This is a genomic window from Pseudorhodoplanes sp., assembly GCF_050250235.1.
Taxonomy (GTDB): Bacteria; Pseudomonadota; Alphaproteobacteria; order Rhizobiales; family Xanthobacteraceae; genus Pseudorhodoplanes.
This window is the reverse complement of record NZ_JBFWPA010000033.1, coordinates 24,497-48,349: the sequence shown is the minus strand read 5'-3', so window position 1 is coordinate 48,349 and position 23,853 is coordinate 24,497. Positions and strand designations below refer to the sequence as shown.

21 protein-coding genes and 2 pseudogenes are annotated in these 23,853 nt (G+C 53.4%); 11 read left to right on the top strand and 12 right to left on the bottom strand.

What is annotated here, in order from left to right; translation table 11 throughout:
* Positions 1 to 220 precede the first annotated feature (220 nt).
* The 5 genes from npdG to cofH are packed head-to-tail and all read left to right on the top strand — an operon-like array spanning position 221 to position 5,648.
* Positions 221 to 901, top strand: a complete 681-nt coding sequence (npdG, locus tag AB7F49_RS16340) for an NADPH-dependent F420 reductase (protein WP_428524141.1) — start codon at positions 221 to 223, stop codon at positions 899 to 901.
* Entirely contained in the window at positions 898 to 1,668 is a 771-nt protein-coding gene (cofE, locus tag AB7F49_RS16335; protein ID WP_428524139.1) for a coenzyme F420-0:L-glutamate ligase, read from the top strand. The genes npdG and cofE overlap by 4 nt, the downstream gene beginning before the upstream one ends.
* Positions 1,669 to 1,676: 8 nt before the next feature.
* Positions 1,677 to 2,627 (top strand): 2-phospho-L-lactate transferase, encoded by a 951-nt coding sequence (cofD, locus tag AB7F49_RS16330; protein WP_428524137.1) that lies wholly within the window; start codon positions 1,677 to 1,679, stop codon positions 2,625 to 2,627.
* A complete protein-coding gene (gene cofC / locus AB7F49_RS16325; RefSeq protein ID WP_428524135.1) occupies positions 2,624 to 3,301 on the top strand; it encodes a 2-phospho-L-lactate guanylyltransferase in 678 nt (225 codons plus the stop codon). The genes cofD and cofC overlap by 4 nt, the downstream gene beginning before the upstream one ends.
* Position 3,302: 1 nt before the next feature.
* A complete protein-coding gene (gene cofH / locus AB7F49_RS16320) occupies positions 3,303 to 5,648 on the top strand; it encodes a 5-amino-6-(D-ribitylamino)uracil--L-tyrosine 4-hydroxyphenyl transferase CofH (protein WP_428524133.1) in 2,346 nt (781 codons plus the stop codon).
* 33 nt (positions 5,649 to 5,681) lie between these two features.
* On the opposite strand, the gene AB7F49_RS16315 is transcribed toward cofH, so the two are convergent.
* The 8 genes from AB7F49_RS16315 to AB7F49_RS16280 all read right to left on the bottom strand — a co-directional run bounded on the left by AB7F49_RS16315 (position 5,682) and on the right by AB7F49_RS16280 (position 13,740).
* Positions 5,682 to 6,266 carry a TetR/AcrR family transcriptional regulator gene (locus AB7F49_RS16315; protein ID WP_428524131.1) on the bottom strand — a complete coding sequence of 195 codons (585 nt, stop codon included), beginning with the start codon at positions 6,264 to 6,266 and terminating at the stop codon, positions 5,682 to 5,684.
* Between the two features lie 237 nt (positions 6,267 to 6,503).
* Positions 6,504 to 8,027 (bottom strand): AMP-binding protein, encoded by a 1,524-nt coding sequence (locus tag AB7F49_RS16310; RefSeq protein WP_428524129.1) that lies wholly within the window; start codon positions 8,025 to 8,027, stop codon positions 6,504 to 6,506.
* Between the two features lie 8 nt (positions 8,028 to 8,035).
* Positions 8,036 to 8,842 (bottom strand): enoyl-CoA hydratase/isomerase family protein, encoded by an 807-nt coding sequence (locus tag AB7F49_RS16305; RefSeq protein WP_428524127.1) that lies wholly within the window; start codon positions 8,840 to 8,842, stop codon positions 8,036 to 8,038.
* 299 nt (positions 8,843 to 9,141) lie between these two features.
* Positions 9,142 to 9,867, bottom strand: a complete 726-nt coding sequence (locus AB7F49_RS16300) for an ABC transporter ATP-binding protein (protein WP_428524125.1) — start codon at positions 9,865 to 9,867, stop codon at positions 9,142 to 9,144.
* Positions 9,857 to 10,609: an ABC transporter ATP-binding protein gene (locus AB7F49_RS16295; RefSeq protein ID WP_428524123.1), complete on the bottom strand. Its 753-nt coding sequence runs from the start codon at positions 10,607 to 10,609 to the stop codon at positions 9,857 to 9,859. Before AB7F49_RS16295 ends, AB7F49_RS16300 begins: the two co-directional genes overlap by 11 nt.
* Entirely contained in the window at positions 10,590 to 11,618 is a 1,029-nt protein-coding gene (locus tag AB7F49_RS16290) for a branched-chain amino acid ABC transporter permease (RefSeq protein WP_428524121.1), read from the bottom strand. Before AB7F49_RS16290 ends, AB7F49_RS16295 begins: the two co-directional genes overlap by 20 nt.
* Positions 11,615 to 12,481: a branched-chain amino acid ABC transporter permease gene (locus AB7F49_RS16285; protein WP_428524119.1), complete on the bottom strand. Its 867-nt coding sequence runs from the start codon at positions 12,479 to 12,481 to the stop codon at positions 11,615 to 11,617. The genes AB7F49_RS16290 and AB7F49_RS16285 overlap by 4 nt, the downstream gene beginning before the upstream one ends.
* Before the next feature lie 80 nt (positions 12,482 to 12,561).
* A complete protein-coding gene (locus AB7F49_RS16280; protein ID WP_428524117.1) occupies positions 12,562 to 13,740 on the bottom strand; it encodes an ABC transporter substrate-binding protein in 1,179 nt (392 codons plus the stop codon).
* Between the two features lie 210 nt (positions 13,741 to 13,950).
* Between AB7F49_RS16280 and AB7F49_RS16275 the strand changes: the two genes are divergently transcribed.
* The 6 genes and pseudogenes from AB7F49_RS16275 to AB7F49_RS16250 form a co-directional block, all read left to right on the top strand.
* Positions 13,951 to 14,835: a TetR/AcrR family transcriptional regulator gene (locus AB7F49_RS16275; protein WP_428524115.1), complete on the top strand. Its 885-nt coding sequence runs from the start codon at positions 13,951 to 13,953 to the stop codon at positions 14,833 to 14,835.
* A 78-nt stretch (positions 14,836 to 14,913) separates the two neighbouring features.
* On the top strand, positions 14,914 to 15,342 hold the full coding sequence (locus AB7F49_RS16270) for an acyl-CoA thioesterase (RefSeq protein WP_428524113.1): 429 nt from the start codon (positions 14,914 to 14,916) through the stop codon (positions 15,340 to 15,342).
* Positions 15,343 to 15,445: 103 nt separating this feature from the next.
* Positions 15,446 to 16,399, top strand: a complete 954-nt coding sequence (locus AB7F49_RS16265; RefSeq protein WP_428524112.1) for a helix-turn-helix domain-containing protein — start codon at positions 15,446 to 15,448, stop codon at positions 16,397 to 16,399.
* 33 nt (positions 16,400 to 16,432) lie between these two features.
* Complete coding sequence (locus AB7F49_RS16260; RefSeq protein ID WP_428524110.1) at positions 16,433 to 16,903, top strand: CGNR zinc finger domain-containing protein; 471 nt, start codon at positions 16,433 to 16,435, stop codon at positions 16,901 to 16,903.
* Positions 16,904 to 17,030: 127 nt separating this feature from the next.
* On the top strand, positions 17,031 to 17,732 hold the full coding sequence (locus tag AB7F49_RS16255; protein ID WP_428524177.1) for an alpha/beta fold hydrolase: 702 nt from the start codon (positions 17,031 to 17,033) through the stop codon (positions 17,730 to 17,732).
* A 445-nt stretch (positions 17,733 to 18,177) separates the two neighbouring features.
* Positions 18,178 to 18,845, top strand: a pseudogene (locus AB7F49_RS16250) (IS3 family transposase); the annotation flags it as partial.
* A 598-nt stretch (positions 18,846 to 19,443) separates the two neighbouring features.
* On the opposite strand, the gene AB7F49_RS16245 reads toward AB7F49_RS16250, so the two are convergent.
* The 4 genes and pseudogenes from AB7F49_RS16245 to AB7F49_RS16230 all read right to left on the bottom strand — a co-directional run.
* Positions 19,444 to 20,661: a thiolase family protein gene (locus AB7F49_RS16245; RefSeq protein WP_428524108.1), complete on the bottom strand. Its 1,218-nt coding sequence runs from the start codon at positions 20,659 to 20,661 to the stop codon at positions 19,444 to 19,446.
* 332 nt (positions 20,662 to 20,993) lie between these two features.
* Positions 20,994 to 23,024: an acetoacetate--CoA ligase gene (locus AB7F49_RS16240; protein WP_428524106.1), complete on the bottom strand. Its 2,031-nt coding sequence runs from the start codon at positions 23,022 to 23,024 to the stop codon at positions 20,994 to 20,996.
* Between the two features lie 12 nt (positions 23,025 to 23,036).
* On the bottom strand, positions 23,037 to 23,468 hold the full coding sequence (locus AB7F49_RS16235) for a hypothetical protein (RefSeq protein ID WP_428524175.1): 432 nt from the start codon (positions 23,466 to 23,468) through the stop codon (positions 23,037 to 23,039).
* Between the two features lie 66 nt (positions 23,469 to 23,534).
* Positions 23,535 to 23,726, bottom strand: a pseudogene (locus AB7F49_RS16230) (TetR/AcrR family transcriptional regulator); the annotation flags it as partial.
* Positions 23,727 to 23,853: the final 127 nt, after the last annotated feature.

Here is a 23,853-nt window from a genome sequence, read left to right as displayed (position 1 = left end):
TCACTGAACAACAGTGAGATTCCTAGCGCGCCAAGAGCCGCGCTCGATTGCCGAAACAATTCTATTGCATGCATCTGCATGGACTGTCAATATCCATGCAATTGCATGCTTTTAACGCAAGCAAGCTTGCGACGCAGGGTGGAATCAGCATCGCATGCCAAAGACTCGCCGCCGGATCATGTCGGACGGCGACTTGGCCGAGTACTGAAACAGAAAGAAGATGAATGTTATGAACCGACGAATTGCGATCATTGGTGGGACGGGTGCACTCGGCACCGGACTGGCTGTGCGATGGGCCCGATATGGCCATCAGGTGATCATAGGGTCTCGCGATCTTGTGAAAGCACGTGAACACGTTGAATTGCTCTCACACAAGTACGACCTGGTGAATATCCGGAGTGCTTCCAACCCGCAGTCAGCACTTGACGCAGAGTTCGTATGTATTGCGGTGCCGTATGCAGCCCACGAAACGACACTAATAGATTTGAGCAGCTCGCTTGAGGGCAGGATCGTGATTGAAGCCACCGTTCCGCTCGTGCCTCCAAAGGTTTCCGTCGTGCAGTTGCCGCTACACGGCTCACTCGCTGCACACACGCAGTCCCTTCTCGGTGAAAGAGCGAAGGTTGTCTCGGCTCTTCACAACGTTTCGGCAGAGTTGCTCCAGAAGCCCAATGCTGAGATCGATTGCGACGTTATGGTATTTGGAAATGACGAGGCGGCATGTGCAGAAGTCATGACATTGATTGAGCATCTCGATCTTCGTGGTGTGCGGGCGGGGCCCATTGGTAACTCTGTCGCGGCCGAGGCCATGACAAGCGTGCTTATCGGAATTAACCGGCGGTACAAGGCGCACGGTGCCGGCATCCGTTTTACCGGCTTACCCCAATCGTGTTCAGCATGAAGCCGACACGACCAATCGAACTGATCCCGTTTCGCGATTTTCCGATCGTTCGACAGAGCGATAACATCGCTAAGCAGATCACCGACGCGTTGGATCGGGACGATTTGCGCTTAATCGATGGCGATATTTTAGTTATCGCGCAGAAGGTGGTCTCTAAGGCAGAAGGCCGGTTCGTCAATCTCGCAGACGTCCGTCCTAGCGAGCAAGCCTTGACGTTGGCAATAGGCTGTCTGAAGGACCCAAGGCTCGTTGAGACGGTTCTGAACGAATCAACTCAGGTGCTTCGATGCATGCCGAATTTACTCGTCGTCGTTCATCGTCTTGGATTCGTGATCGCAAACGCTGGAGTAGATGCTTCAAATGTAACGGACAGTTCGGAGGAACTGGTCTTGCTCCTACCCGAGAATCCCGATCAATCAGCCGCTGATATTCGAGGCGAGATCCACCGGCTGTGTGGTGTAGCTCCCGGTGTCATTATTAATGACAGCTTCGGAAGGGCCTGGCGACAAGGCACTATTGGAACTGCCATTGGGGCAGCTGGTGTTCCCTCATTTGAGGATTTGCGCGGCCATCCGGACCTCTTCGGGAGAACGCTTATTGCCACGGAAGTTGCTACCGCTGACCAGATCGCATCGGCCGCTTCATTGCTGCAGGGCCAAGCCGACGAAGGTATTCCCGTTGTTCTTGTGCGCGGCTTTCAATCTCGCTCGCCCCATAATTCCGCCGCGACTCTCGTTAGGCCACCCGATCGAGACGCCTTCCGATGAGTCCGAGAATGCGGATTACCATGCTATGCGGAGGGGTGGGCGGCGCTAAGCTGGCTTTGGGACTGTCACATGTCGTCGAGCCGGACTGCCTCACGATTGTTGTCAATACAGCGGATGATTTCGAGCATTTGGGCCTGCATATCAGTCCAGACATAGACACAGTCATTTATACCCTAGCAGGGCTTGCAAATCCCATTCTTGGCTGGGGCCGCGCCGACGAGACTTGGGGGTGTATGGAGATATTGGCTGACCTGGGCGGGGAGACTTGGTTCAAGCTCGGTGATCGTGACTTGGCGATGCATCTCAGGCGCACAGCGCTTCTCAAGTCCGGGATGTCGTTGACCGAAGTAACCCAGCTGCTGTCCCGACGGCTCGGTATCGGCCCAACAATTCTACCAATGACGGACGGCGTTGTCCGAACAGAACTGGTGACCGAAGCCGGGATACTGGATTTTCAGCACTATTTCGTCAGAAATTTGTGCGCGCCCAAGCTGAAATCGATACGCTTCAAAGCGACGGGAAATGCGAAAGCGACCGATAAGGTTGTGGAGGCGATTTCCAGCAATTGCGATGCAGTTATAATCGCGCCTTCCAACCCATTTCTAAGCATTGACCCGATCCTGTCTCTTCCTGGCATCCGGAGTTCATTGTCCTCGGCGGCAATTCCTGTGGTTGCGATGGCCCCCATTATGGGATCGTCCGCATTCAAAGGGCCCACCACAAAGATCATGACCGAACTCGGGATACCAGTCAGCGCCTACGAACTGGCTCGTTATTATTGCGACTTCGTCGATCACTACATTGTAGACAAAACCGATGCTCATTTAATCGAAGCAATCAACGGGCTCGGCCTGGCGGCCGAGGCTGTCTCAATTCTAATGGATAATGATGAAGCAAAGGAACGGCTGGCCCAGATTGCGCTACGTGCGGCGCGCTCCTGCTGCGGTCGCCTGCCATGACAAGGCTCGCTGCCCTTATTCCGGTCAAGCAGCTCAGGTCCGCGAAACAGCGACTTTCTGGCCTTTTGGATCCCGCCGAGCGCCACGAGCTGGCTTTGTCGATGCTCCAAGATGTGATCGCTCTCGTAAAATCGACCTCTATAGTCACCGATGTTCTCGTAGCAAGTGGCGACCCAGAGGTCCTTCGTTTCGCCGAACGATCGGGCCTAGAGACGTTCATACCAGCCTGCGACCTCGATCTTAACAGCACGTTGAATCTCTCTGCCAAGAGATTAGCTGCGGAGAAATGCGATCGCATCCTCATCCTACCAACGGATATTCCGTTGGCGATGCCTGAAGATCTGAGAACTTTGGTTGCAACACATCTAGAACGCGGTGACCATTTGACGGTGGCAACCGCGCGAAAGGATTTTGGCACAAATGGGCTTGTTATGGCACCCCCGGCATCCATCCCAGTGTGCTTCGGTACTTTGAGCGGTCTTCGACATGTCGAAAGCGCGCAAGAGCACGGATTGAATGCGCACGCGCTCTCGGTGCCTGGTCTCGATCTGGACATTGATGAGCCCGCCGACATTGACCAATTTCTGAAGAAAGCTAGGACCGGAACGACTTGGAGCTATCTAATGCATATCCGTTTGCCCGAGAGACTCGCATTCAAGGGACGGGAGGAATGAAATGAACATTAGGAGCAATGAAGAGCTGCTCTCACTCGTCGATTGTTCCGCAGCCTTACTGCAGGAGCGCGCCTCTATTTTGCGAGACCTAGGCTTCGGAAATATAGTCACTTATTCTCCAAAGGTGTTTATTCCGCTGACTTCGCTGTGTCGAGATTCGTGCGCGTATTGCACATTTGCGAAAGCTCCTTCGAAGGCCGGACAAAGCTATCTTGAGCCGGAGCAGGTGCTGCAAATCGCGCGAGCGGGAAAGGCAAATGGCTGCTTCGAGGCGCTGTTTACCCTCGGCGACAAACCTGAACTTCGATATGCCGTAGCCGCTGAATGGTTGGAGCAGCGCGGCTATCGTTCTACCTCACAGTATCTCGTCGATATGGCCAAGCTAGTCTTCGAGGAGACTGGCCTTCTTCCTCATATAAATGCCGGAGTTCTCAATTCCGACGAACTGAGTGCACTGAGGAAGGTCAGCTTCTCTCAGGGGCTTATGCTTGAAAGCACCTCTGAGCGTCTTTGCCAGCGAGGCGGACCTCACTTTGGTTCCCCGGACAAGCTACCAAAAGTTCGTCTCAAAGTCCTAGAGGACGCCGGAGAACAGCAAATCCCATTCACCACGGGATTGTTGATAGGAATTGGTGAGACGCGCCAAGAGCGCGTCGACGCAATGGTCGCAATTCGCGATCTTCATGAAAGGTACGGGCATATCCAGGAGGTCATTATCCAGAATTTCCGCGCCAAAGCGGATACACGTATGGCGCGATCCCTCGAGCCGGACATCGAAGAAATCCTTTGGACCACGAGCGTTGCGCGGCTCATCTTCGGCGCGGGCATGAGCATACAGGTGCCGCCAAATCTTAACCCGTCCGCGCTCCACAAGTTAATCGATGCCGGCATAAACGACTGGGGCGGCGTATCGCCCGTTACGCCTGATCACGTAAATCCTGAAGCGGCATGGCCGCATGTGACAGTTCTAGCAGAGCGCACGGCGGAGAGAGGAAAGATCCTGACGCCGCGCCTGACGATCTACCCGCGCTACGCACAGAGCTACACGACTTGGGTCGATTCGCGATTGCAACGCGCATTGCAAGATCAGATGGATTCTGAGGGTTATGCGCGGGCGGATCACTGGTCGCCAGGATCTTCGGCTCCGTTCAGCGCTCGAACATCTCAGGCATCGCCCACCCTACGCACAATGGTGAGTTCTCGCATCGAGCGTATTGTTGCGCGCGCACTCGCGCACAAGGAATTGAACGAAGGTGAGATTATCGACCTATTCGGCGCGAGGGGACAGGACTTCGATATTGTATGCAAAGCTGCGGATGACGAGCGCCGGCGTGTAAACGGAGATTCCGTTACCTACGTCGTAACGAGGAACATAAACTATACGAACATATGCAGCTACCGATGCAGTTTCTGCGCCTTTTCCAAAGGCAAGGTCGCCGATCATTTGCGAGGCCGTCCTTATGTGCTTGACCTAGATGAGATATCCCGTCGTGCTGTTGAAGCGTGGGACCGCGGCGCCACAGAGGTATGCTTACAGGGTGGCATCCATCCGAGCTACACAGGCAACACTTACCTAGAGATCTGCCGCGCAATAAAGAGCGCGGTTCCGGAGATTCACATCCATGCGTTTTCTCCATTGGAAATTCGCCATGGGGCAATGACTTTGGGAGTTTCTTCGGACGTTTTTCTACGCATGTTGAAGGAGGTCGGCCTGGCTAGCCTGCCAGGGACCGCGGCCGAAATTCTTCATGATGACATCAGGCGCATCATTTGCCCGGACAAGCTCACCACGGAAGAGTGGCTTTCCATTATTGAGGACGCTCACAAAGCGGGCTTGCGCACAACGGCAACAATAATGTTTGGACATGTGGAGCAGCCAGTGCATTGGGCGAGCCACATTTTACATGTAAGACGGCTTCAGGAGCGGACAGGAGGATTCACGGAATTCGTGCCGCTACCATTTGTCCCGATGGAGGCGCCAATCTATTTGCGGGACGGTTCACGTCGGGGTCCCACTTCACGCGAAGCAATCCTGATGCATGCAGTCGCGAGATTGGTACTGAGCCCGCTCATCAACAATATTCAAACTTCTTGGCCGAAAATGGGCCGAAGCGGCGCAATCACCTGCCTCCAGTCTGGCTGCAATGATGCTGGTGGCACCTTGATGAACGAGTCCATTTCGCGAGCCGCCGGCGCAACGCATGGTCAGGAAATGCCACCTGACAAAATGGAGCAATTAATCACAGCAGCCGGCCGGATACCGCTACAACGCACGACACTGTACGGAAGGGCGGGGCCAGACCGCATATCGGCCTCCTACAACGCGCGCGCACTCGCAGCAATATAGCGTTCGAAACTCAGTGTTGATAACCGAGCCTGACTAGCTTAGTTTGGCCGGCCGACTTTTCGTGCTCTTGCTGGCAGCAAGAAATATGCCCGCCATAAACATTTCTGCCAATTCATCTGCAATCCGCTCGATGGGCTCTGCGGATCGCGCTGGCCACCAGATAGAAACCGAGTTGCAAAGAGCAATTAGCGCCATCGCAGCATGCAGCGTATTGACATTCGCCCGCATAACCCCTGCGGCCGCAGCCTGCTTCAATATAGCCTCGATATTTGCCTCATATCTTCGAATTTGTCTTCCGATAGCATGGCGTGCGGCCGCACCTAAATCTTTGCGGTTGCTCTGAAATGCCTTAAAAAAACTAGGTCGGTCTCTAATCGTAATGATATGTTGGAACATTACGTCACGGATCTTTACTGATACGGGCCCCTTTCTTTTTCTTATTTCTTCCGAAAAACTTACATATCCCTCGATCGCGACCGCACAGATCTGCTCAAGAGCTTGTTCCTTAGATTTCAAGTAGTAATAAAGTGTGGACTGATGAACGCCCAACTCCTCTGCGATTTCCGTCGTTGTTGCTAAGTGGTAGCCCTTTTCGGAGAAAATCTTCGCGGCCGCCATCAACACTTCGAGGTAACGCAGTCGATACTTGCCGATAGGGACACGCCTCCGGGAATGTTCACTAGCGAGCGCTAGCAACTGTTTGCGACCTTTTGCGTCGAGCCCACCCCGATTCAGCACACGAATTCGCTTGCCAACACCATTCAATTTTCGCGTTCGACCGATCGGCCTTTTGACTCGTTTTCCTGCTCCCGGCATGTGATCGATTTCAGTTCACCTTGGCTGGCGACTAGCATCTCATCGCCGCTGCTTCGTTATTCGATCGATCAACTCGCGGCGAATTATTTTATTGGTAGCATTTCTGGGAAGCGCTTCAAAGAAATAGTACTCCCTCGGGCGCTTAAAATCTGCCAGTGAGCTCGAACGAAAATACTCTTCGAGTGCTTCCGAATCGATGGTCGAGCAAACGACACAAGCTACGACAATTTGTCCCCATCGCTCATTCGGAATTCCCAGCACCGCAGCATCGCTAACTGCGGGATGAGCAAGCAGAACATCCTCGACTTCCTGAGGATGAATATTCTCGCCCCCCGAGATTATTGTATCGTCAACGCGGCCTTTGACCTCAATCGTGCCGTCTGCACACATCACCGCGGCATCACTAGTTCGATACCAGCCGTCTTTGACCTTTTCCCTGGTGGTTTCCGGCCGCGCATAATAGCTGGTGAAGAATGCGTCATTTTTGATCGACAGGATTAGTTCACCCTCCTTCCCAACATCGGCCAAGTCATTAACTCCTCCGCCAATCTTTATAACTCGCGCTTCGGAGTAATAACCCGGAATGAATTGCGATCCGGAGGACGGGTTTGGCATGTACAACGCATTCATCCCCTCGGTGGTGCCATAAATATTTACAAGCTTGGCATCGAATGTGCGCCGCACCTTTGCCAAAACCTGATCAGGCATCATTGCTCCAGCAAAGATCACAATCTCTAGCGAAGAAACGTCATCAGCTTCCGCAATAGCTTGCGTAAGCGCGTCGAGATGGGTTGGTGTCGCGAAAAGCCCAGTCAATCGGTTTTGCTTTATGCTTTTGAGGACATCTGCAGGAACAAATTCGCGAAATAAATAGAAGGTCCCGTTGAAAGCCAGCGCCATCAAGAACACTGCATAAAATCCAATGGCGTGATACATAGGCATTAGACCGCAAATTCGATTGTGGGCTCCATGGGTGTGGCCGCATTGCGTTGACATGAACAGGAACCGCGGCTCGGTGGCTCGCTGCGGAATGACGACGGCTTTTGGCAGGCCGGTGGTGCCGGACGTGTAGAAAATGAAGCCGGGCTCTTCCGGGTCGGGATTGTGGTCCGGGAGAGTCCTATTGAACTTCGATAGATCTTGAAATTGTACCGCTGCCGAGCCGGATCCGTTCAGAGAGACAATAGGAAACTGGGTACCAAACTCCTGACGAATGAGATCGCTCAGCGCCCCGGTATGTTCAAGCACACAACCGCTTATCTCCCCCTCCTTGATTAGAGCTACGACCTCAGCAGGCTTCAACCGCGGGTTCATCATCGCCGGTACCGCCCCCGCCCGATGAAGGGCGAGGGCAACAATGCCAAGTTCCATCGAATTTGGCATAACGACTGCGACGCGATTGCCGTTGCCAAAGCCGCATCCGCAGAAACCCGAAGCGGTATCTACAACTGCTGAAACGAGACTTTGGTAATCGATGTTGCGTCGTGACGCGACATCGACGATTGCGGTCCTTGTAGGCGAGCGCGTCGCAGCTTGCCGAATGACTTCAAAGGCGGTTTGCATCGGAAATCTCAAGATGGAAATTCGACCTGCGGCTTGTCCGCCTTGTTCCCTTGAAGAAAACTGAGCAGACGGGGCCGGAAGTGGGGATGAGAGACCGAGGAGAGTACGTTCTGAATCTCATACTCAGTGCATTCTTCAATCGGCTGCGTCCACCCTGCATGGAACCTATTCTTTGCCATGACCTGAAGATGGGTCGGGGCATTAGCAAGATCTTTGGCAATCGAGAACGCCTTTTCCTTTAGCGAAGCCGATGGATAGATGCGGCTGACGATACCCCATTCGGCCGCCTCCTCTGCGCCGAGCGTACGGTTGGTCAGCATCAGATCCATGGCTCGTCGCATCCCGACAATGCGAGCTAAGCTGTAGCTGGTCGCTGTGTCGTTTCCGATGCCAATAGTGTGCCAGGCGCAAACGAAGCGCGCGTCGTCCGAACAAACCGCCATATCGCACGCGAGGGACACGCCGAAGCCGCCGCCTGCAGCAACACCGTTGACGGCCGCGAGCACTGGGAGCCGCACACGCACAATCTTGTGCAGCAGCTGATGCCACCACATGGCTGCCACGCGAAAATGCTCTCGAATTCCCTTGTCGCCGTCATCCAACGGAATCTCTCGAAGATGGAATCCTGAACAGAAGGCTTTGTCACCAGAGCCGGTTATCATCACAGCACCAACGTCAGGATTATCTTCTGCTTTGTTCAAACCATCGAGCAACTCCTGCATTGCGGTCAGACTCATGGCATTGCGAGTTTTTGGAAGGTTGAGGCTCAGAACTGCGACCCCTTCCTTAATTTCACAAGTGATGTCTTTGTACATTTCTACTTCCTCACTCTTTCTTTCATTTAGATACTGTCGATAGTGCTATCGTCTTTTCCATAAGTCTATTGATTTATAGCGCATACCTCTACCCATGCGAACGACAGCTGTTGTTAAGCAAGCTCACGCTGTTGCCGGGCAAAGCGCTATCGACGCCGCCACTTTTCAACGACGATGCGCAATCATTCGAGCCCTCCGCGAATATCGCGACATTCACAGTAGGCAGCCAACCTTCGCGGACTCTCTCTTTTTCTACCCACTTTCTAGTGCCTGATCAGGACTCCGTTACGTGGATGCCGCTATAAAGCAGGCCGATATTCACCTACGCCTAAGTGGGCAACGACTAGATCTGGCTGTTGCTTAAGATCATCTGACGTCCCCTTCCAAGCGACGCGGCCCCTGTTCAAGATTATGGTCTCTTCGGCGAAATGCATGGCACGCTGAATTTGTTGTTCCACCAGGACGATGGTCATCGAACGATCTCGAGCGAGGTCGTCAAGCGCGGTCATCACTTCATCACATATCGCGGGCGCCAAACCCTCCAATGGTTCGTCCAATAGCAACACCGTTGGTCGGCCTAAGATCGCTCTCGCAATTGACAGCATCTGTTGTTCACCGCCCGAAAGCTGCGAGGCTAGATTTAAGCGTCGCTCATTCAGCCTGGGGAATAGCCCGTAACCGATCGACAAATCAGAGGTTGGCCGGCCTTTGAGACCGGCGATCAGATTCTCTTGAACGGTCAACGACGGGAACACGTCACGATTTTGAGGAACATATCCGAGCCCGTGCATGGCGCGCCAAGCACTAGGACGCCCTGTGATCTCCACACCACCGAGCTTGATTGAGCCGGATTGCAACGTTGTAAGCCCTACCAAGGTGGCAAGTAGCGTCGTTTTGCCTACGCCGTTCCGGCCCAAAATTGCGATCTTCCCGCCAGCTGGTAGCGATAACGAGACATCTTCGATAATTGTCGTCGCGCCGTATCCGGCCACAAGGCCAACGATCTCCAAGGTTTCAGCGCGCATCTGCCCAGCTTCCTAGGTATGCCTTCCGGACCAAGGGGTCAGCGGCGACACTTTGCGGAGCGCCATCGAGCAGGATGCTTCCGCGCTCCATCACGATAATTCTTTGCGCAAAGCGGAATACCAGATCCATATCGTGATCGATCATCAGCACGCCCAGATCGGCGGGTAGGCTGTCCAGCGCACTGAGGATGATCGAGGTTCCCGAGCTCGGCACTCCAGCTGCTGGTTCGTCGAGCAATAAGACCCTCGGCGCAAGCGCCAGCGAAATGCCAAACTCCAACAAGCGCTGCTGCCCGTAGGCTAATTCTGTAACGGGTACATTTTCGAAAGCCCCTAAATCAATACGTTCCAGAATGTGCTGCGCCTCGACCGAAATCCTTTCGTCTGCCCAGAGATCCCGATGCAGCACGCCGACCCGACCTGCCTTCTGCAGAAGCGCAAGGGCGAGATGCTCGCGAGCAGTCATCTCCGGAAACAATCGAGTGACTTGAAATGTTCTTATCAATCCGAGTCGCGCACGCGCCGGAGTAGATTGCCCCGTGATATCCGCACCATCCAAACTCACGCGACCGGAGGATGGGGACAATAAGCCAGTGATGAGATTTACCAGAGTTGTCTTGCCAGCGCCGTTTGGCCCGATCAACGCGACACGCTCGCCCGGCTCGATGCTCAGATTGATATCTTTTGCTACCGTCAGCCCTCCAAACGTCTTGCTGAGGTTCTCAACTCGCAGCCCGCGCATCTCTCCGCCTCCTCTCCGGCTTCCGTAGCGCAGGCATTACAACAGATGGCAGGCTAATAAGCCCGTTGGGGAGGAAGCGCGCGACGACTACGAGCAACACCCCCAGGAAAGTGAACCAATGAAACGGGTTCGCGATTGCGACAAGGTGCTCGAAACTCACGAAGACCACTGTTCCGAAGAGAGCTCCCGCCACGCTCGTGACGCCACCCAGGACCAACATCACCAGCACTTTGGCCGACAATTCGAAGCTGAGCGCTTCGAGGCCAACAATTCCATTAGTGACAGCGCTGAGCGCCCCAGCCAAACCGGCTATGCTTCCCGATATTCCGTACATCTTCAATAAGGCTGGCCGTATCTCGATTCCGAGGGATCGGACGCGAGTCGGATCTACCTTTATTGCTCGACAGACCAATCCAAAGGGAGACCGAATGACCGCCAGGACCACTGCGAGGCAGACTAACAACGTTAGAAGCGCAACTACGAAGCCGGTTCGTCCTTGGAGGTCCCACGCAAACCCGAGAAGAGGGTCTGGTGTTATGGGCAGGCCATCGCTTCCACCCGTCAGCCACCGCAGCCGATTCGCAAGCTCGTAGAACAGCTGGAGTAACGCTATCGACAAGACTAACTGCGGCAAACCGCTGGCCGACACGATGATGACACCGGTTAGAACACCGGCTATCGCTCCAGCAAAGAGGCCGATGAACAGCAACACTACCGGGTTGAGAACCCCGTGAGAGCAACTGATGGCAGCTGCATAGGCTCCCATCCCATAAAGAGCTGCGTGCCCTAAAGTAGCTATGCCGCATTGTCCCAATACGAGAAACAGGGACAACACCAAAAGCCCCGTGGTGATCATTCGAGTCAAGAACGGCAGATCAAGTGGGAAGACGAACCATGCCGCGACGCCGGAGACCGCAACGATGCTTAGAACCGAGAGATCTCTAGTAAATGCGCCTGCCCCCGACTTCGGAGACTCCATCGCATTTAAGGCGAGTATCTTGCTGATCATTGATTTCTCCCCCAAAAGCCATTCGGGAGAGCCAGAACAATCAGAATCACTGCGAGATAAAAGAAGAAATCGCCAAACTCCGGAAAGAGATATTTTCCGAGAGTATCGACGAAGCTCAACAGAAGGGCTGCACCCAAAGCGCCTTGGATAGAGCCAGCTCCGCCGACCGAAACAACCAACAAGAAAATCATCATGTAACGCAGCGCATAGTATGGTTCGATCGGAAGAATTTGTGCTCCAACAATTCCTCCAAAGGCACCAAGGCCTACGGCCAGCGCAAAGGTTATGGCGTATATTTTCTGGGTTTGAATCCCGAGGGCAGCCGCCATTTCCGGCTTATCGACAGCGGCGCGCAGTTTGATGCCAAATCGCGTCCTCTCCATCAAAAGCCAGATCAGGGCTGCGGTAGCGACACCACAGATGATGACAAACAGCCTGTGTGCCGGAACATGGCGAATGCCTAGGTCAACCGGCCCGGAAATTAGCTCTGGAATTTTTATCGGCTTAACCGTGCTGCCAAAGATGTAGTTCGCCATTCCGATTGCAGTGAATGTGATCCCTGTGGTCATCAGTACTTGTGGAAGCACAGCTTCGCTTCCATAGACGGATCGATACAAAAATCGCTCTAGCGGCATTGCCAGCACGACTACGGCAACAACAGATACGATTATCGCGCCCGCATAATTCCAGCCGAGTTGAGTTGTAAAAACGGAAGCGAAATACCCGCCGAGCATCGCAAACGCGCCGTGCGCCAGGTTGACGACGCGCATTAGGCCCATCATCACGGAAAGACCGATGCAAATGACAAAAAGGACCATGCCCAGCGCGAGCGAGTCGAATGCAATGCCGAAGGCGGTTTGCATGTATGAGATTACTCACATCTTATAAAAGCGAGGCTGACTCTAGCAGCGCGAGAGTCAGCCTCGGCGGGTCCTACATTGCCTCAGTTTGACTTCATCAACCCGAAATCAGGCTGGTCCGGGAATGTCCGTATTTCTTTGTTGATGTAGCGGCCGTCCTGCTTCGCGACCTCGCGGAGATATACATTTTGGCGGATGTGCCGCGTTTCCGGGTCAATCTTCACTGGTCCGCGCGGGCTTTCCCAGGACATGCCTTTCACCGCTTCTACGGCCTCTTTCGGCTTACGCTCACCCTTCGTTGCCTTGATCATCTCATAGATGATGTGGACGCCATCGTAGGCGCCGACCGCCGGAAAGGTGATCTCTTCGAGAGTACCCAGCTTGCGCTGGATGGCATCAAGAAAGGCCTTATTCACGGCTCCTGGATGAGCGGTCGAATAGTGCCAGGTCGATTGTACTCCGAGCACAGCATCACCCAACGATGGCAGATCGGACTCCTGAGTTACTGCACCAAGAGAAAGGAGGCGAATGCCGCGCTCTTTTACTCCATTGTCGATAAACGATTTGGCAAAGGCCAAAGTCGGAGGCCCCGAAGGGAGGAAGGCAAACACCGCTTCCGCACCCGAATCCTTAATTCGTTGCATGATCGGGCTGAAATCAGAGGTTCTCAATGGAATTCGGATGGTGTCGACAATCTTCCCACCAGCTTTCTCAAAGCTCTCTTTAAAGGCGAGTTCCGTGTCGAGGCCAGGAGCGTAATCGCTCACAGCGATGACAACCTTGGAGATGTTCTGCTCCCGAGCTATCTGCCCCATCGGAACAGTGACTTGGGCCATTGTAAATGATGTCCGCACGATCAACGGGCTCTTCTCCGTGATCACCGAAGTCGCGGCGTTAAAGATCACTAACGGCACGCCTGCGCGCTCAAGCAGCGGCGCAACCGCCAGCGCATCTGGCGTGAAATAGAAGCCGGCCAAATAGCTGACCCGATCTTTACTTACGAGTTCCTGAGCTAGCGCGCGCGCGGCCGCCACATCGGTATTTTGTAAATCTCGATACAGAAACTCGACTTTTCGTCCGTCCACGCCGTCACCGTGAACCGTCTGATATGCCTCGATGCCTGCCTTGAAGTTCGTTCCGATTATCGCAAACGGCCCCGTGAACGGCGCGATAACGCCAACACGAATCGGATCCTGTGCCCAAGCGGGCGAACCTACTAGTACGAACACCATCGCGGCCAATGCCGCCAATCTTTTGATCATCTGATCCTCCCTGGTTTGGTCCCGGGCTTGAGCCCCAGAGTTGTTGTTGCTCGGGAACATCGGCCGATCCGCGAAAGGAGTCAAGAAAATTCGATTGACTGTTCAAAAAATTGAATGCTTACTCGAATTTCTGGTTGGGCTCGCGGCCAGATTGTGACGGCAGGCCAAGCCGAATGGGGCTGGCCTTTATCGCGTCAGGAAGTGAATTTCATGGAATCGGCAAAGTACTTGCCAAAGCGGATTTTGCAGGATGGCTCGACCTCGGATCGTCCAGCGGTTCGGCAAGACTTGACGAGACAGCCGCATTTTCTTTACTCGTCTGAAGGCCCCAACTATTCGGGAAGGCTTAGGAAGATGCGTCGAACAGGCGCAAGCAAACACCGCAGCATAGCCGCGGAAAAAAGGGCCGCCAGTAACGAGCCAGCAGACTACCGAAAGCGGCGAAATCCGCCCGCAGTCAGCGGGGACGATATCTTTGAGATGCCCACAACGGAGTTGAATGGCTCCAAACATAAATATCGGCAGCGTTATCTGGAAATACTTACCGCTGCAGCTCGTCAATTTTCCGAACGTGGATATCAAGCCGCTACCATCAAACACATCGCCGATGCGCTGGGAGTTCAGCCCGGGAGCCTCTATTACTATATTCCATCCAAAGAGCACGCGCTGGAACAGATCTGCGAAGTCGCAATCGATGGTTATGTTCGCTTTTCAGTCGAGGTGAAAACCAGCCGACTTCCGGCTGCAGACAAGATTAGGCGCTTGATCGCGCTGCACCTGTCTACGCTAGAGGATCGTCCTAGTTTCTTTCGGGTGTTCCAAGAGAACCGCAAAGATCTGGGCGATACGGTTCGACATCGGATCGGTGCGCAGATCAGGGAATATGAAAAAAACGTAGAGGCGATCTTTCGGCAAGGGATCCGGTCCGGAGAGTTTCCTCAGGGATTGAACACCGTTCACGCGACCTTGACCCTGCTGGGGGCGTGCAACTCGGTCGCTATTTGGTGGAACAAGCGATCGCCAACCTCCATTCCTGAACTGTCCAAAGACATAGCGGACATGCTCTTAAACGGCGTATCCGTTCGAACGCCTTAGCGTTGGCCCCATACATTCAGCAGTTCAGGTAGATCTCACGTCTCGGTGGTCAGCGTATGACCCTTTTGTAGAGGTACAATGAGAAAAAATATCCGCAAGATTCGCATTGAATGGGGCGATTGTGACCCCGCCGGAATCATATTTAATCCGAAATATTTCGAAATTTTCGATGCTGCGAGCGCGGCATTGTTTGAACAAGCATTGGGAGTCGTCAAACGAAAGATGCTTGAAAAATTCAACTGTGCCGGCATGCCGCTCGTTCGTACCGAGGCACAATTTCATAGGCCTGCGTGTTACGGTGACGATCTTTTCGTTGAAAGCTCGATCAAGTTTGGGCGCTCTAGCTTCCAGGTAACACATCGGGTCACCCTTAACGGTGAACTGTGCGCAGAAGGTTTCGAGACTCGCGTTTGGGTCATTCGCGATTCAAACGGAGCAATCAAGTCAAGTGCAATTCCCAACGCGATATTGGAGGCATTTAACAAGGACGCCCTGGTGGAGGCGTAGGGAGTTTACGTGATATTCCGATATCCTCCCGACTTGCCCCGCTTCATGCGGGGTATTTTTTGAACAGGGGAATGGAGCGAACTGTAGCTGGAGTGCCCCCCGGATGCGGAGTGAAAGCCAACCAAATCAAGTTGATTCCAAGCGCACAAGCGCAGGGCTCCCCCTATTCCATCTTTACGGTGATCCACCCAATGATCAGGCATTCGACTTTGTCCACATTGAAAGGATTTCCTCAAGATCGTCGGTCAATGACTGGCTTATTCAGGCGCATCGTCATCGAAATCTGTTTCAAATCCTCATAGTGGAGAATGGTAGCGGCGAAATGTCTGTTGAAACGGCCATCAGGTCTTTTGCAGCGCCATGCGCAATTCTCGTTTCGCCAAACGTTGCGCATGGCTTCAAGTTCCATGCGGACGTTACAGACGGATTTGTAATTACCTTCAGCGAGGACGTCGCTATGAGAATAGGAGATGGGGCTCGCGACGCAATCAGCCACTTGGCAGCTATTGCGGAACATTTGATTGTACCAATCGATGTTTCCCATCGCGGAAGCCGGATTTTGCAATTTTGCATCGATATCCAACAGGAGAACTTTCTGGCACGTGATGGATATCGCCTCGCAACTCGCGCCTTACTCTCATTGATCGCGATCGAAATTGGTCGTAGCCAGCAAATCCGCGCGCGAACAGAAGCCTTAAGCCTGGCATGTGCCGATCGTACCGTCGAAACATTGAAGCGTTTGATCGAGGACAATTTCCGGCAGAATCGTGAGATCGGATTCTACGCTGACCGGCTGGCCATGACTACCGACCGAGTAAACGATCATGTTAAGCGTGTCGCCGGCGTGACGGCCGGGCATCTAATCCGCCAGCGCGTTTTGACAGAAGCCAAGCGCGAATTGGTTTTTACCAACAGCGCTATTAACGAAATTGCATACGAGCTGGGCTTCGGGGACCCTTCGCACTTCGCCCGCTTCTTCCGCAAGCAAACGGGCATGACTCCGCAGGATTTCCGCGCCGCCCAATTTGCAAAGATGAAGGGTTTGCACGGCGCCTAATTTCATCCTGTCCGGTTTTCGCCGGTCTCCTGAATGTTGGTTTTACAATATCAAAATTTCAAAAAGCGCGAGCGCCGGAGCGGCGTAAGGAGCGTGTCGAGAAAGAAACTTCGCACAAACACATATCGACTCGTGCACCGTGCTCAAGCGCTCGTCAGCCATATTGAGGCCGATTCTGAGTGGCGCTGCTCGGGGACCTTGAACCAAGCAGCTTCACATCCCCTAGCGGTTCCACAACTCAATGCTTTGTCAGCCACAACTAGCTTTATTTCAGAGGATCCGTTCCAGACCGCACTTGCGACAATTGTCAGAGACGCGATCGATCTATTCGGCAATCCGATTCGAGGGCACATAAAGAACTGCGAACAGCCTGACTGCCGAATGCTCTTCCTCGATACGTCCCGCAGTTCTCGCCGCCGGTGGTGCTCAATGGATGGCTGTGGAAGCCGCGCCAAGGGAGCGGCCTTCCGGAGCCGAAGCAGAAAGAATCCGCATGAGCAATGAAATCGTCCTCAGAATCGGCGACCCGTGCCATCGAATAGCCAATACGCGCGCCGGACGTGGATTAACCGTTGTACTTATTCACGGTATTCCAACGAGCCGATATCTTTGGTGAAATGTCGTCCCACTTCTGATTGCCTCAGGCCTTGAGGTCATCACACTCGACCTTCTCGGCTACGGTGCATCCGATAAGCCAATTCAGTCCGACTTGGGGATCAAGGCTCAATCAGACTTGATCGTGAAGGCGCTCCGCAAGCTCGGATGCCGCAATACCACTGTCGTTGGCCATGACATCGGCGGCGGGATCGCTCAGCTTATCGCAGTCGATCATCCCGATATCCTGGATCGTCTCGTTTTGGTTGACTCCATTGCCTACGATTCCTTTCCAGAACCTGGAATAGCCAGGCTCAAGGAGCCCGCCTGGGATGACATCCTCGGCGCGCCTGACTTTGACTTGAAGAAGGGCCTTACGAAGGGGCTAATCCGCGGAATAGTCCACTCCGATCGGATCACGTCGGAGTTGATCGATAATTACGAACGACCTTTCCATGGTGTTGAAGGCCGGCGAGCCTATTTGCGCGGTGCTCGTGCTTTGCGAACAGAACAGCTTTCGTCCCGCAAAGATGCGGTTGAGAAATTGCTGCTGCCAACGCTCATCATATGGGGTGCGGATGATGTTTTTCAGCCCGTCAGGCTAGGCGAACGGTTAGCTCAATCAATAGTTCACAGCCGGCTCGAAGTCATAAAGCAAGCTTGGCATTTCCTTCCGGAAGATGCGCCGGAACCCCTCGCTGGGTTCATTGCGGCTTTCGTCAAAGCCCAGGAAACCTAACATGACGGATTATTCGAATACGGCTTCTGCTTCAGAGAGTAGTTTTCTTGTCTCGATCATCGCGTCAACTTTCCTTATGGGATCAAGCTTCAGTGACGTGCGAGTATAACGCGCGCTAGAGTTACGTCCGCGATAAAGAACACGTCTGTACCGCTGTTTGTTCTAGCGGGCGATGTAGCGGCCGGCGACGTCAGAAGTAAAAATTGGATTCGGCAGGGTTGACGACTAGACACGCTCCAGCAGTTCCATTTGACAAATGCGCGCAAGTTCTCGAGAACGAAAAAAAAAGCTCTATCTGGCCTGCACCCGGTTCCGAAGACACCGAGTTAGGTGTTTTAATGGGACCGGAGGGTGGTTCATGTAGCGACGGAAGTGCACGCGCGAGTTCAAGCTTGAAGCGGCGCGCCTGATCAAGGATCGGGGAGTATCTTATGCGCAGGCCTCGGAAGATATTGGTGCGAAGGTTCGCGCCAGCTTCCTGGCCAGCGATCGGACCCACGGAGCCAGGCGGGTGTGGCACGACCTTCTGGCGGACGGAGTGTTGTGCGGACCGCATCGGATCGAGCGTTTGATGCGGCTGCAAGCTCTCAAAGCACGCCCGCGACGACCGAACCTTCGAAGCACCTGCTCCAAATCGCAAATGGATCGCCGACTTCACTTACATCCGGACAGCGGAAGGCTGGCTCAATGCGGCTGCGGTCGCCGATCTGTTTTCCCGCCGCGTCGTCGGCTGTTGGATGAGAGCTGCGCTGACAACCCAGCTTGTGACCGAAGCCCTGGTGATGGCGATCCGGCAACGGGGCAAACGCGCTGCTGCATCATTCGGATCGCGGCAGCCAGTACACCAGCGAGCAGTTCCAGCGGCTGTTGGCGGACAACGGCGTCGTTTGCTCAATGAGCCGATCCGGCAATGTCTGGGACAACGCGGCGATGGAGAGCTTCTTCTCGTCGCTGAAGACCGAGCGCATCGACCGCAAGACTTACAGAACGAGGGATGAGGCCAGAGCCGATGTGTTCGACTACATCGAGCGCTTCTACAATCGGAAGCGCAGGTACTCGACGATTGGATATCTGAGCCCCATGGAGTTCGAGCGGAAGGGCGGATTAGCTTAAGTGCGTGTCAACAAAACCGGGTGCGCAGAGCTTCCGATTCGCTCGAATACAAAGTGAAAATATTGATCCAGTATAGGATGTAGCAATTTTGATATCCAGTCCCCGATGCGAGTGACCTAAAAGCGGCTGGACCGTGGGGCGAAGTGCTCAAAGGGGCGGCTTTGTTTCGGAACTGCCTTTTTCACCGATTGTGCAATCCGCCTGCCCGGCAGTTGCCGCGCCGACATAAGAGCCTCTGAGGACCTTCACTAGTTTAACCTATAGCCACTGAATAGCCGTTAGGTCAGGCCACGGCGAGCCAAACCAAGCCTATGGATCAGTCGCTTTCACGCTGGGCTCGGCAAGCCGTGAAGCTTGTGCCGGAGAACTCACTAAGAAACAGCCACCTGGGCTACTTGCACGCAGGCTGAGCCTTCCAACTTCACAAGTTGAAAACGCGGCGCGCGTTCTCACCGAGGATGTTACGCAACATTCGTTCATTCATGAATGGTAGGGATGCAAGCCGGCCCGGCGTGTCACATGGTCGACAATGACGTATGTACACTTTTTCGCTCTCAGGGCAGCGCTCATCACAACTAGCGTGGCAGCCGCCTTGCTGCTAATTTCGGGTATCTCGTACAGACAGCAACACCGCCATTCCCGTGTCTCCAGCTGAGCAGCCCTGGAACAGTCCATTGCCGCCACCGCGCAGGACAAGTTCCTCGATCATTTCTATGATCAATCTCAGACCAGTCGGCCCTTGTGGATGCCCAAATATCAGAGAGCAGCCGAAGTTATTCATCTTTTTTACGTCGATCCCAGTTTCGCGTGAAAACACGATGTCGTTTACGACGAATGGGTTGTGAGACTTAAACACGTCAACCTTGTCGATCGACATACTGGCGAACTCTAGGGCATTCTTAGCGGCCTTAACGGGCGCGGCAGGCATATAGGCGAGGCGTTCGCGTGCTTGCCCAAATCCCACGATTCGAATTTCAATACCAGGTTCTTTCGTAAATTCTAGAGCGCGATTCTTATTTGTCACTACCATTCCAGCATTGCCGTCCGCAGGATGCGTCTGTCCCCCAAAAGTGACGGTCCCACCTTCTCGCGTTGGCTTCAGCTTGTTCAAATCTTCTAGCTTAGTTTCGCGAATGCCTTCGTCGCCCTTCAGCACTCCGGCTTCCTTTCGAAATCTCTGATCAGGAATGCTGAAAGGTAAGGTCATAAACTTTCGCAAAAAGGCAGAATCATCTTTAAGTGCGTCAACGTACTGCTGATATCGCTGAGCCGCGACGTCATGCTGCTCTTGAGTTGATATTTGCCAATCGCGCGCACAATTCTCGGCGGTCTCGACCATGGCGACATGCGCCATTGGATCACTTTTGAGATTATCGAGCATCCAATTTTCGACTTCTGGCGCGCCACTCATTCCTTGCAAATTTGGATAAATGACAACAGGCGCATTTGATGTTCTGTCACAAGTGATTATGAGCGAAGCCTCTGCATCATCTGTACAAAGCTCCGATGCCGCTACTGAAATGCATCGTGGCGACGTGGCGCAGGCTTGTGAAATTGTCGCGCCACTAAGACTGGGCGCGCCCATGAGAGACATAACCCATGGAACTCCCCAAAAGCTTTTTTCTTGCGGAATGGTAACACCAAGCACGGCGTGATCGAGCACTTTGAGCGGCCACTCCTTCTCTTTAGCAGTCTTAGCTGCTACGTGTGCGGCGAATTTCATGCTGTGCAGATTGGATAGACTCATCTGCCACCGAGAAAACGGTGTAGACCAATACGCACCATAGGGAATGCGGAGGTCAGAGAGCCCAGTCATTGCAGGTACCCTAAGGATAAACGATGCCGCGACAATTCCGATATTTTTCGGCTATATGTCCAATAATACATATGGAACGACGAAGCGCAAGGCGAATCCCCGTTGCGTAAGCATTGTGTTGCTAAGCTAATATCAAACAGCACGATGAGAGAGGTGATGGAAGCCGAATGGAGATCCCTTCGACATGGCGGCAGTTTAGTTGTCGTGCGGCGCGATCACGCAGGCGTGGGCATCGCCCCCCGAAACTACTTTGTGTCGAGACGATCTCTTAAATCGTTTTGAGCTGCACCCGTCTTTGGATCACGCGGCGGGGGAATTTCCAGCTTGGTTGGTCACACGACCCGACTTGAAATAGATCGGCACTTTCGAGAATCGCGAAATGTCTGTGCGAACTTGCAAAACCAGTCCAGTGACTCAGGATTTTGCATAGCATCTCGGTTAGCCGCTCTCTCTGGCGGAACGCCAAGCAGCATTTTGCGGATCGGAATTTCCATCTTCTTGCCGGTTATCGTGTACGGAACTGCATTGATTGGGATAATTTCATCCGGCACGTGCCTAGGACCACAATTTTCCCTCAAGCTTGTTATGATTTTTGCCTCGACTTGATGCTCGAACGCCACACCAGTTGAAAGTGTTACAAACAAAGGCATGTAGAATCCGCCGTCCTCGAGTTCTACGCAAACTATGATGCTGTCCAGCACTTCGGGTATTTGCTCTAACGTTCGATATATTTCCGCGGCGCCAATACGAACTCCGTTTCGATTTAAAACTGCGTCGGAACGGCCGTAGATATAGCATCCCCCTCGATGATTGATTTTTATTCGATCGCCATGCTCCCAAACATTGTCGCGTTTGCTGAAATAAGTCTCATGATATTTTGCGCCATTCGAATCATTCCAGAAGTAGATTGGCATTGAGGGCATCGGGCTTGTTATCACGAGTTCTCCCTCCTCATCGATAACCTCGCGCCCATTTTCATCCCACGCGTGCACGTCTACGCCGAGACCCCGAACCTGCATCTCTCCCGCGTAGACGGGCAAGGCCGGCAGAGAAGTAGCGATTGCTGTTGCAAGTTCAGTGCCTCCGGATTGAATCGCCAACCAAGTGTCCTTGTTTACATTGTCGAGGATCCAAGCACATGTGTCCGGCGTGACAGGAGAGCCGGTCAAAAAAACGGTACGAAGTCGGGAAAGATCGTGCATTTCGCTTGGCCTAACACCCGATTTTTCGAGCATCTGAATGTAAGACGGACTTGCCCCAATGCAGGTCGCCCCTGCGTTTGCGGCGATCTGCCAAAGCCTATCCGGAGAGGGATACGTGGGGCTTCCGTCGTAGAGTATCGCTGCACTTCCTTGCAGCAAACAACACAACAAAATGTTCCAAACGACCCAGCCAGTCGATGAGTAAAAAAATATTCGGTCTTCTGCCGACCAGTCCAAATGCAATCCAGTTACCTTATACAACTCCAATAATATTCCAACGTGGCTGTGGACGATCGCCTTGGGTAACCCGGTTGTTCCTGAACTAAAAACAATCCAAAGGGGCGCCATTGCATCCACTTGTTCGAATACAAATGAGCTTTCGTCCAACTCGCTGTCGCAGAATGCATGCCAATTCCAATATTTGGTCCTAGACTGTTGGCTCGCTTCATTTTTTGTCGCTAGATACGGAAGAGTTACGACTGTCTGAATCGAAGGTAGAGATTTGACTAATTCCTCGTTGGCTTGAGTTCGCCAGTATTCTTTTCCACCGAAACGATAGCCATCCACGGTAAAAAGCAATTTCGGTTCGATCTGCGCGAACCGATCCACTACCGTTCGAATACCAAATTCGGGAGCCGCCGCTGACCAAACTGCTCCGATCGACAAAGTCGCAATCATCGCGACAACGGCCTCGGGAATATTTGGCATTATCGCCGCCACGCGATCGCCCGGCTGCACGCCTAACCTACGGAGCCTAGTGGCCACCTTTTGCACGTTTAGAGCTAGCTCCGCGTGAGTCAGTACACGCGGCGGTCTCTGCTCCGAGTAAGCGATAATCGCATTAGTTTCCGCAAGGTCCGGCTGCGTAGAGGTTCGCAGCAAGTGTTGAGCAAAATTCAGCCGAGCGCCCTCGAACCACTTGCATCCGGGCATCGTTCGCGTACTTAGAACGCGCTTGTATGGCGTCGTGGCTTGGACGTCGTAAAACTCCCAAACGGCTTGCCAAAATCTTTCCAATTCTGTGACTGACCACTGCCACATCTCTGGATAGCCAACAAAGTCGAGCTGCCGCTCTCCCAGGAACTGTTTGAATTTTTCAAAATGACAGCGCTCGACATCTTCTCGCGGAGGCTGCCACAATAAACGACCTTCTGCGACCATTGCACTACTCACTCATGGCTCTCGACGACGTCTAGCGACTCGATCGGCGTCAGGACATCTCGATTTTATGAGTTTGCCGATGTCGGTGCCCGGGCAACAAATTGCCGAGAGCACAAACTCAAGTACGTTGTCGACAAATTTGTCATTGTTCAACCTGCCGTCCTTGGAGAACCAACGATATGGCCAGTTGGCGACGGCCATTATATGCATCACCGCTAAGTCGATTTGGCCGACCCTGAAAACGCCGGCCTTCCGACCCTCTGCAATAAGACGAATATAGGTATTCTGAATTTCCTTCAAAACGCTTCGTGCTTCATTGCGCGCTCGAGCGGGAAGGTCAGATTCATTTTCGAAGTATATTTTTGATGCTTGGATATCATTTAGAAGCTGATTGATATGGGCTCGTAATGCCCACACGAAGCGCTGCTCCGGTGGAGCATCCATCGCAGAGATACGACGAACATCTGCTGACGTCCTACCAATCAAAGTGCGAGTTATTTGTATTAGTAAGTCAACCTTGCGAGATGAATGATAGTATAATGATCCCTTCTTCGTTCTCAGACGCGCGGCTAACATGTCCAGCGATACGTTCGCATAGCCTGACTTGCTGAAGGCGAGTTTCGCGGCCGCTAAAATATCAGCTCGCGTATGAACCGGGGGGCGCCCACGACCTCTATTCACTGCTGCTGGAGCTGACCGCATATGAGATTTCCGATGATCCAATTAGCCGTTTGCACCTAAGCGATGACGACTTCTTGCTAGACTGGAGCTCCAGGCCGCACGAGCGGCGCATTGACATTTGGACTAGTTCAACCCGAACGCTTCGCTC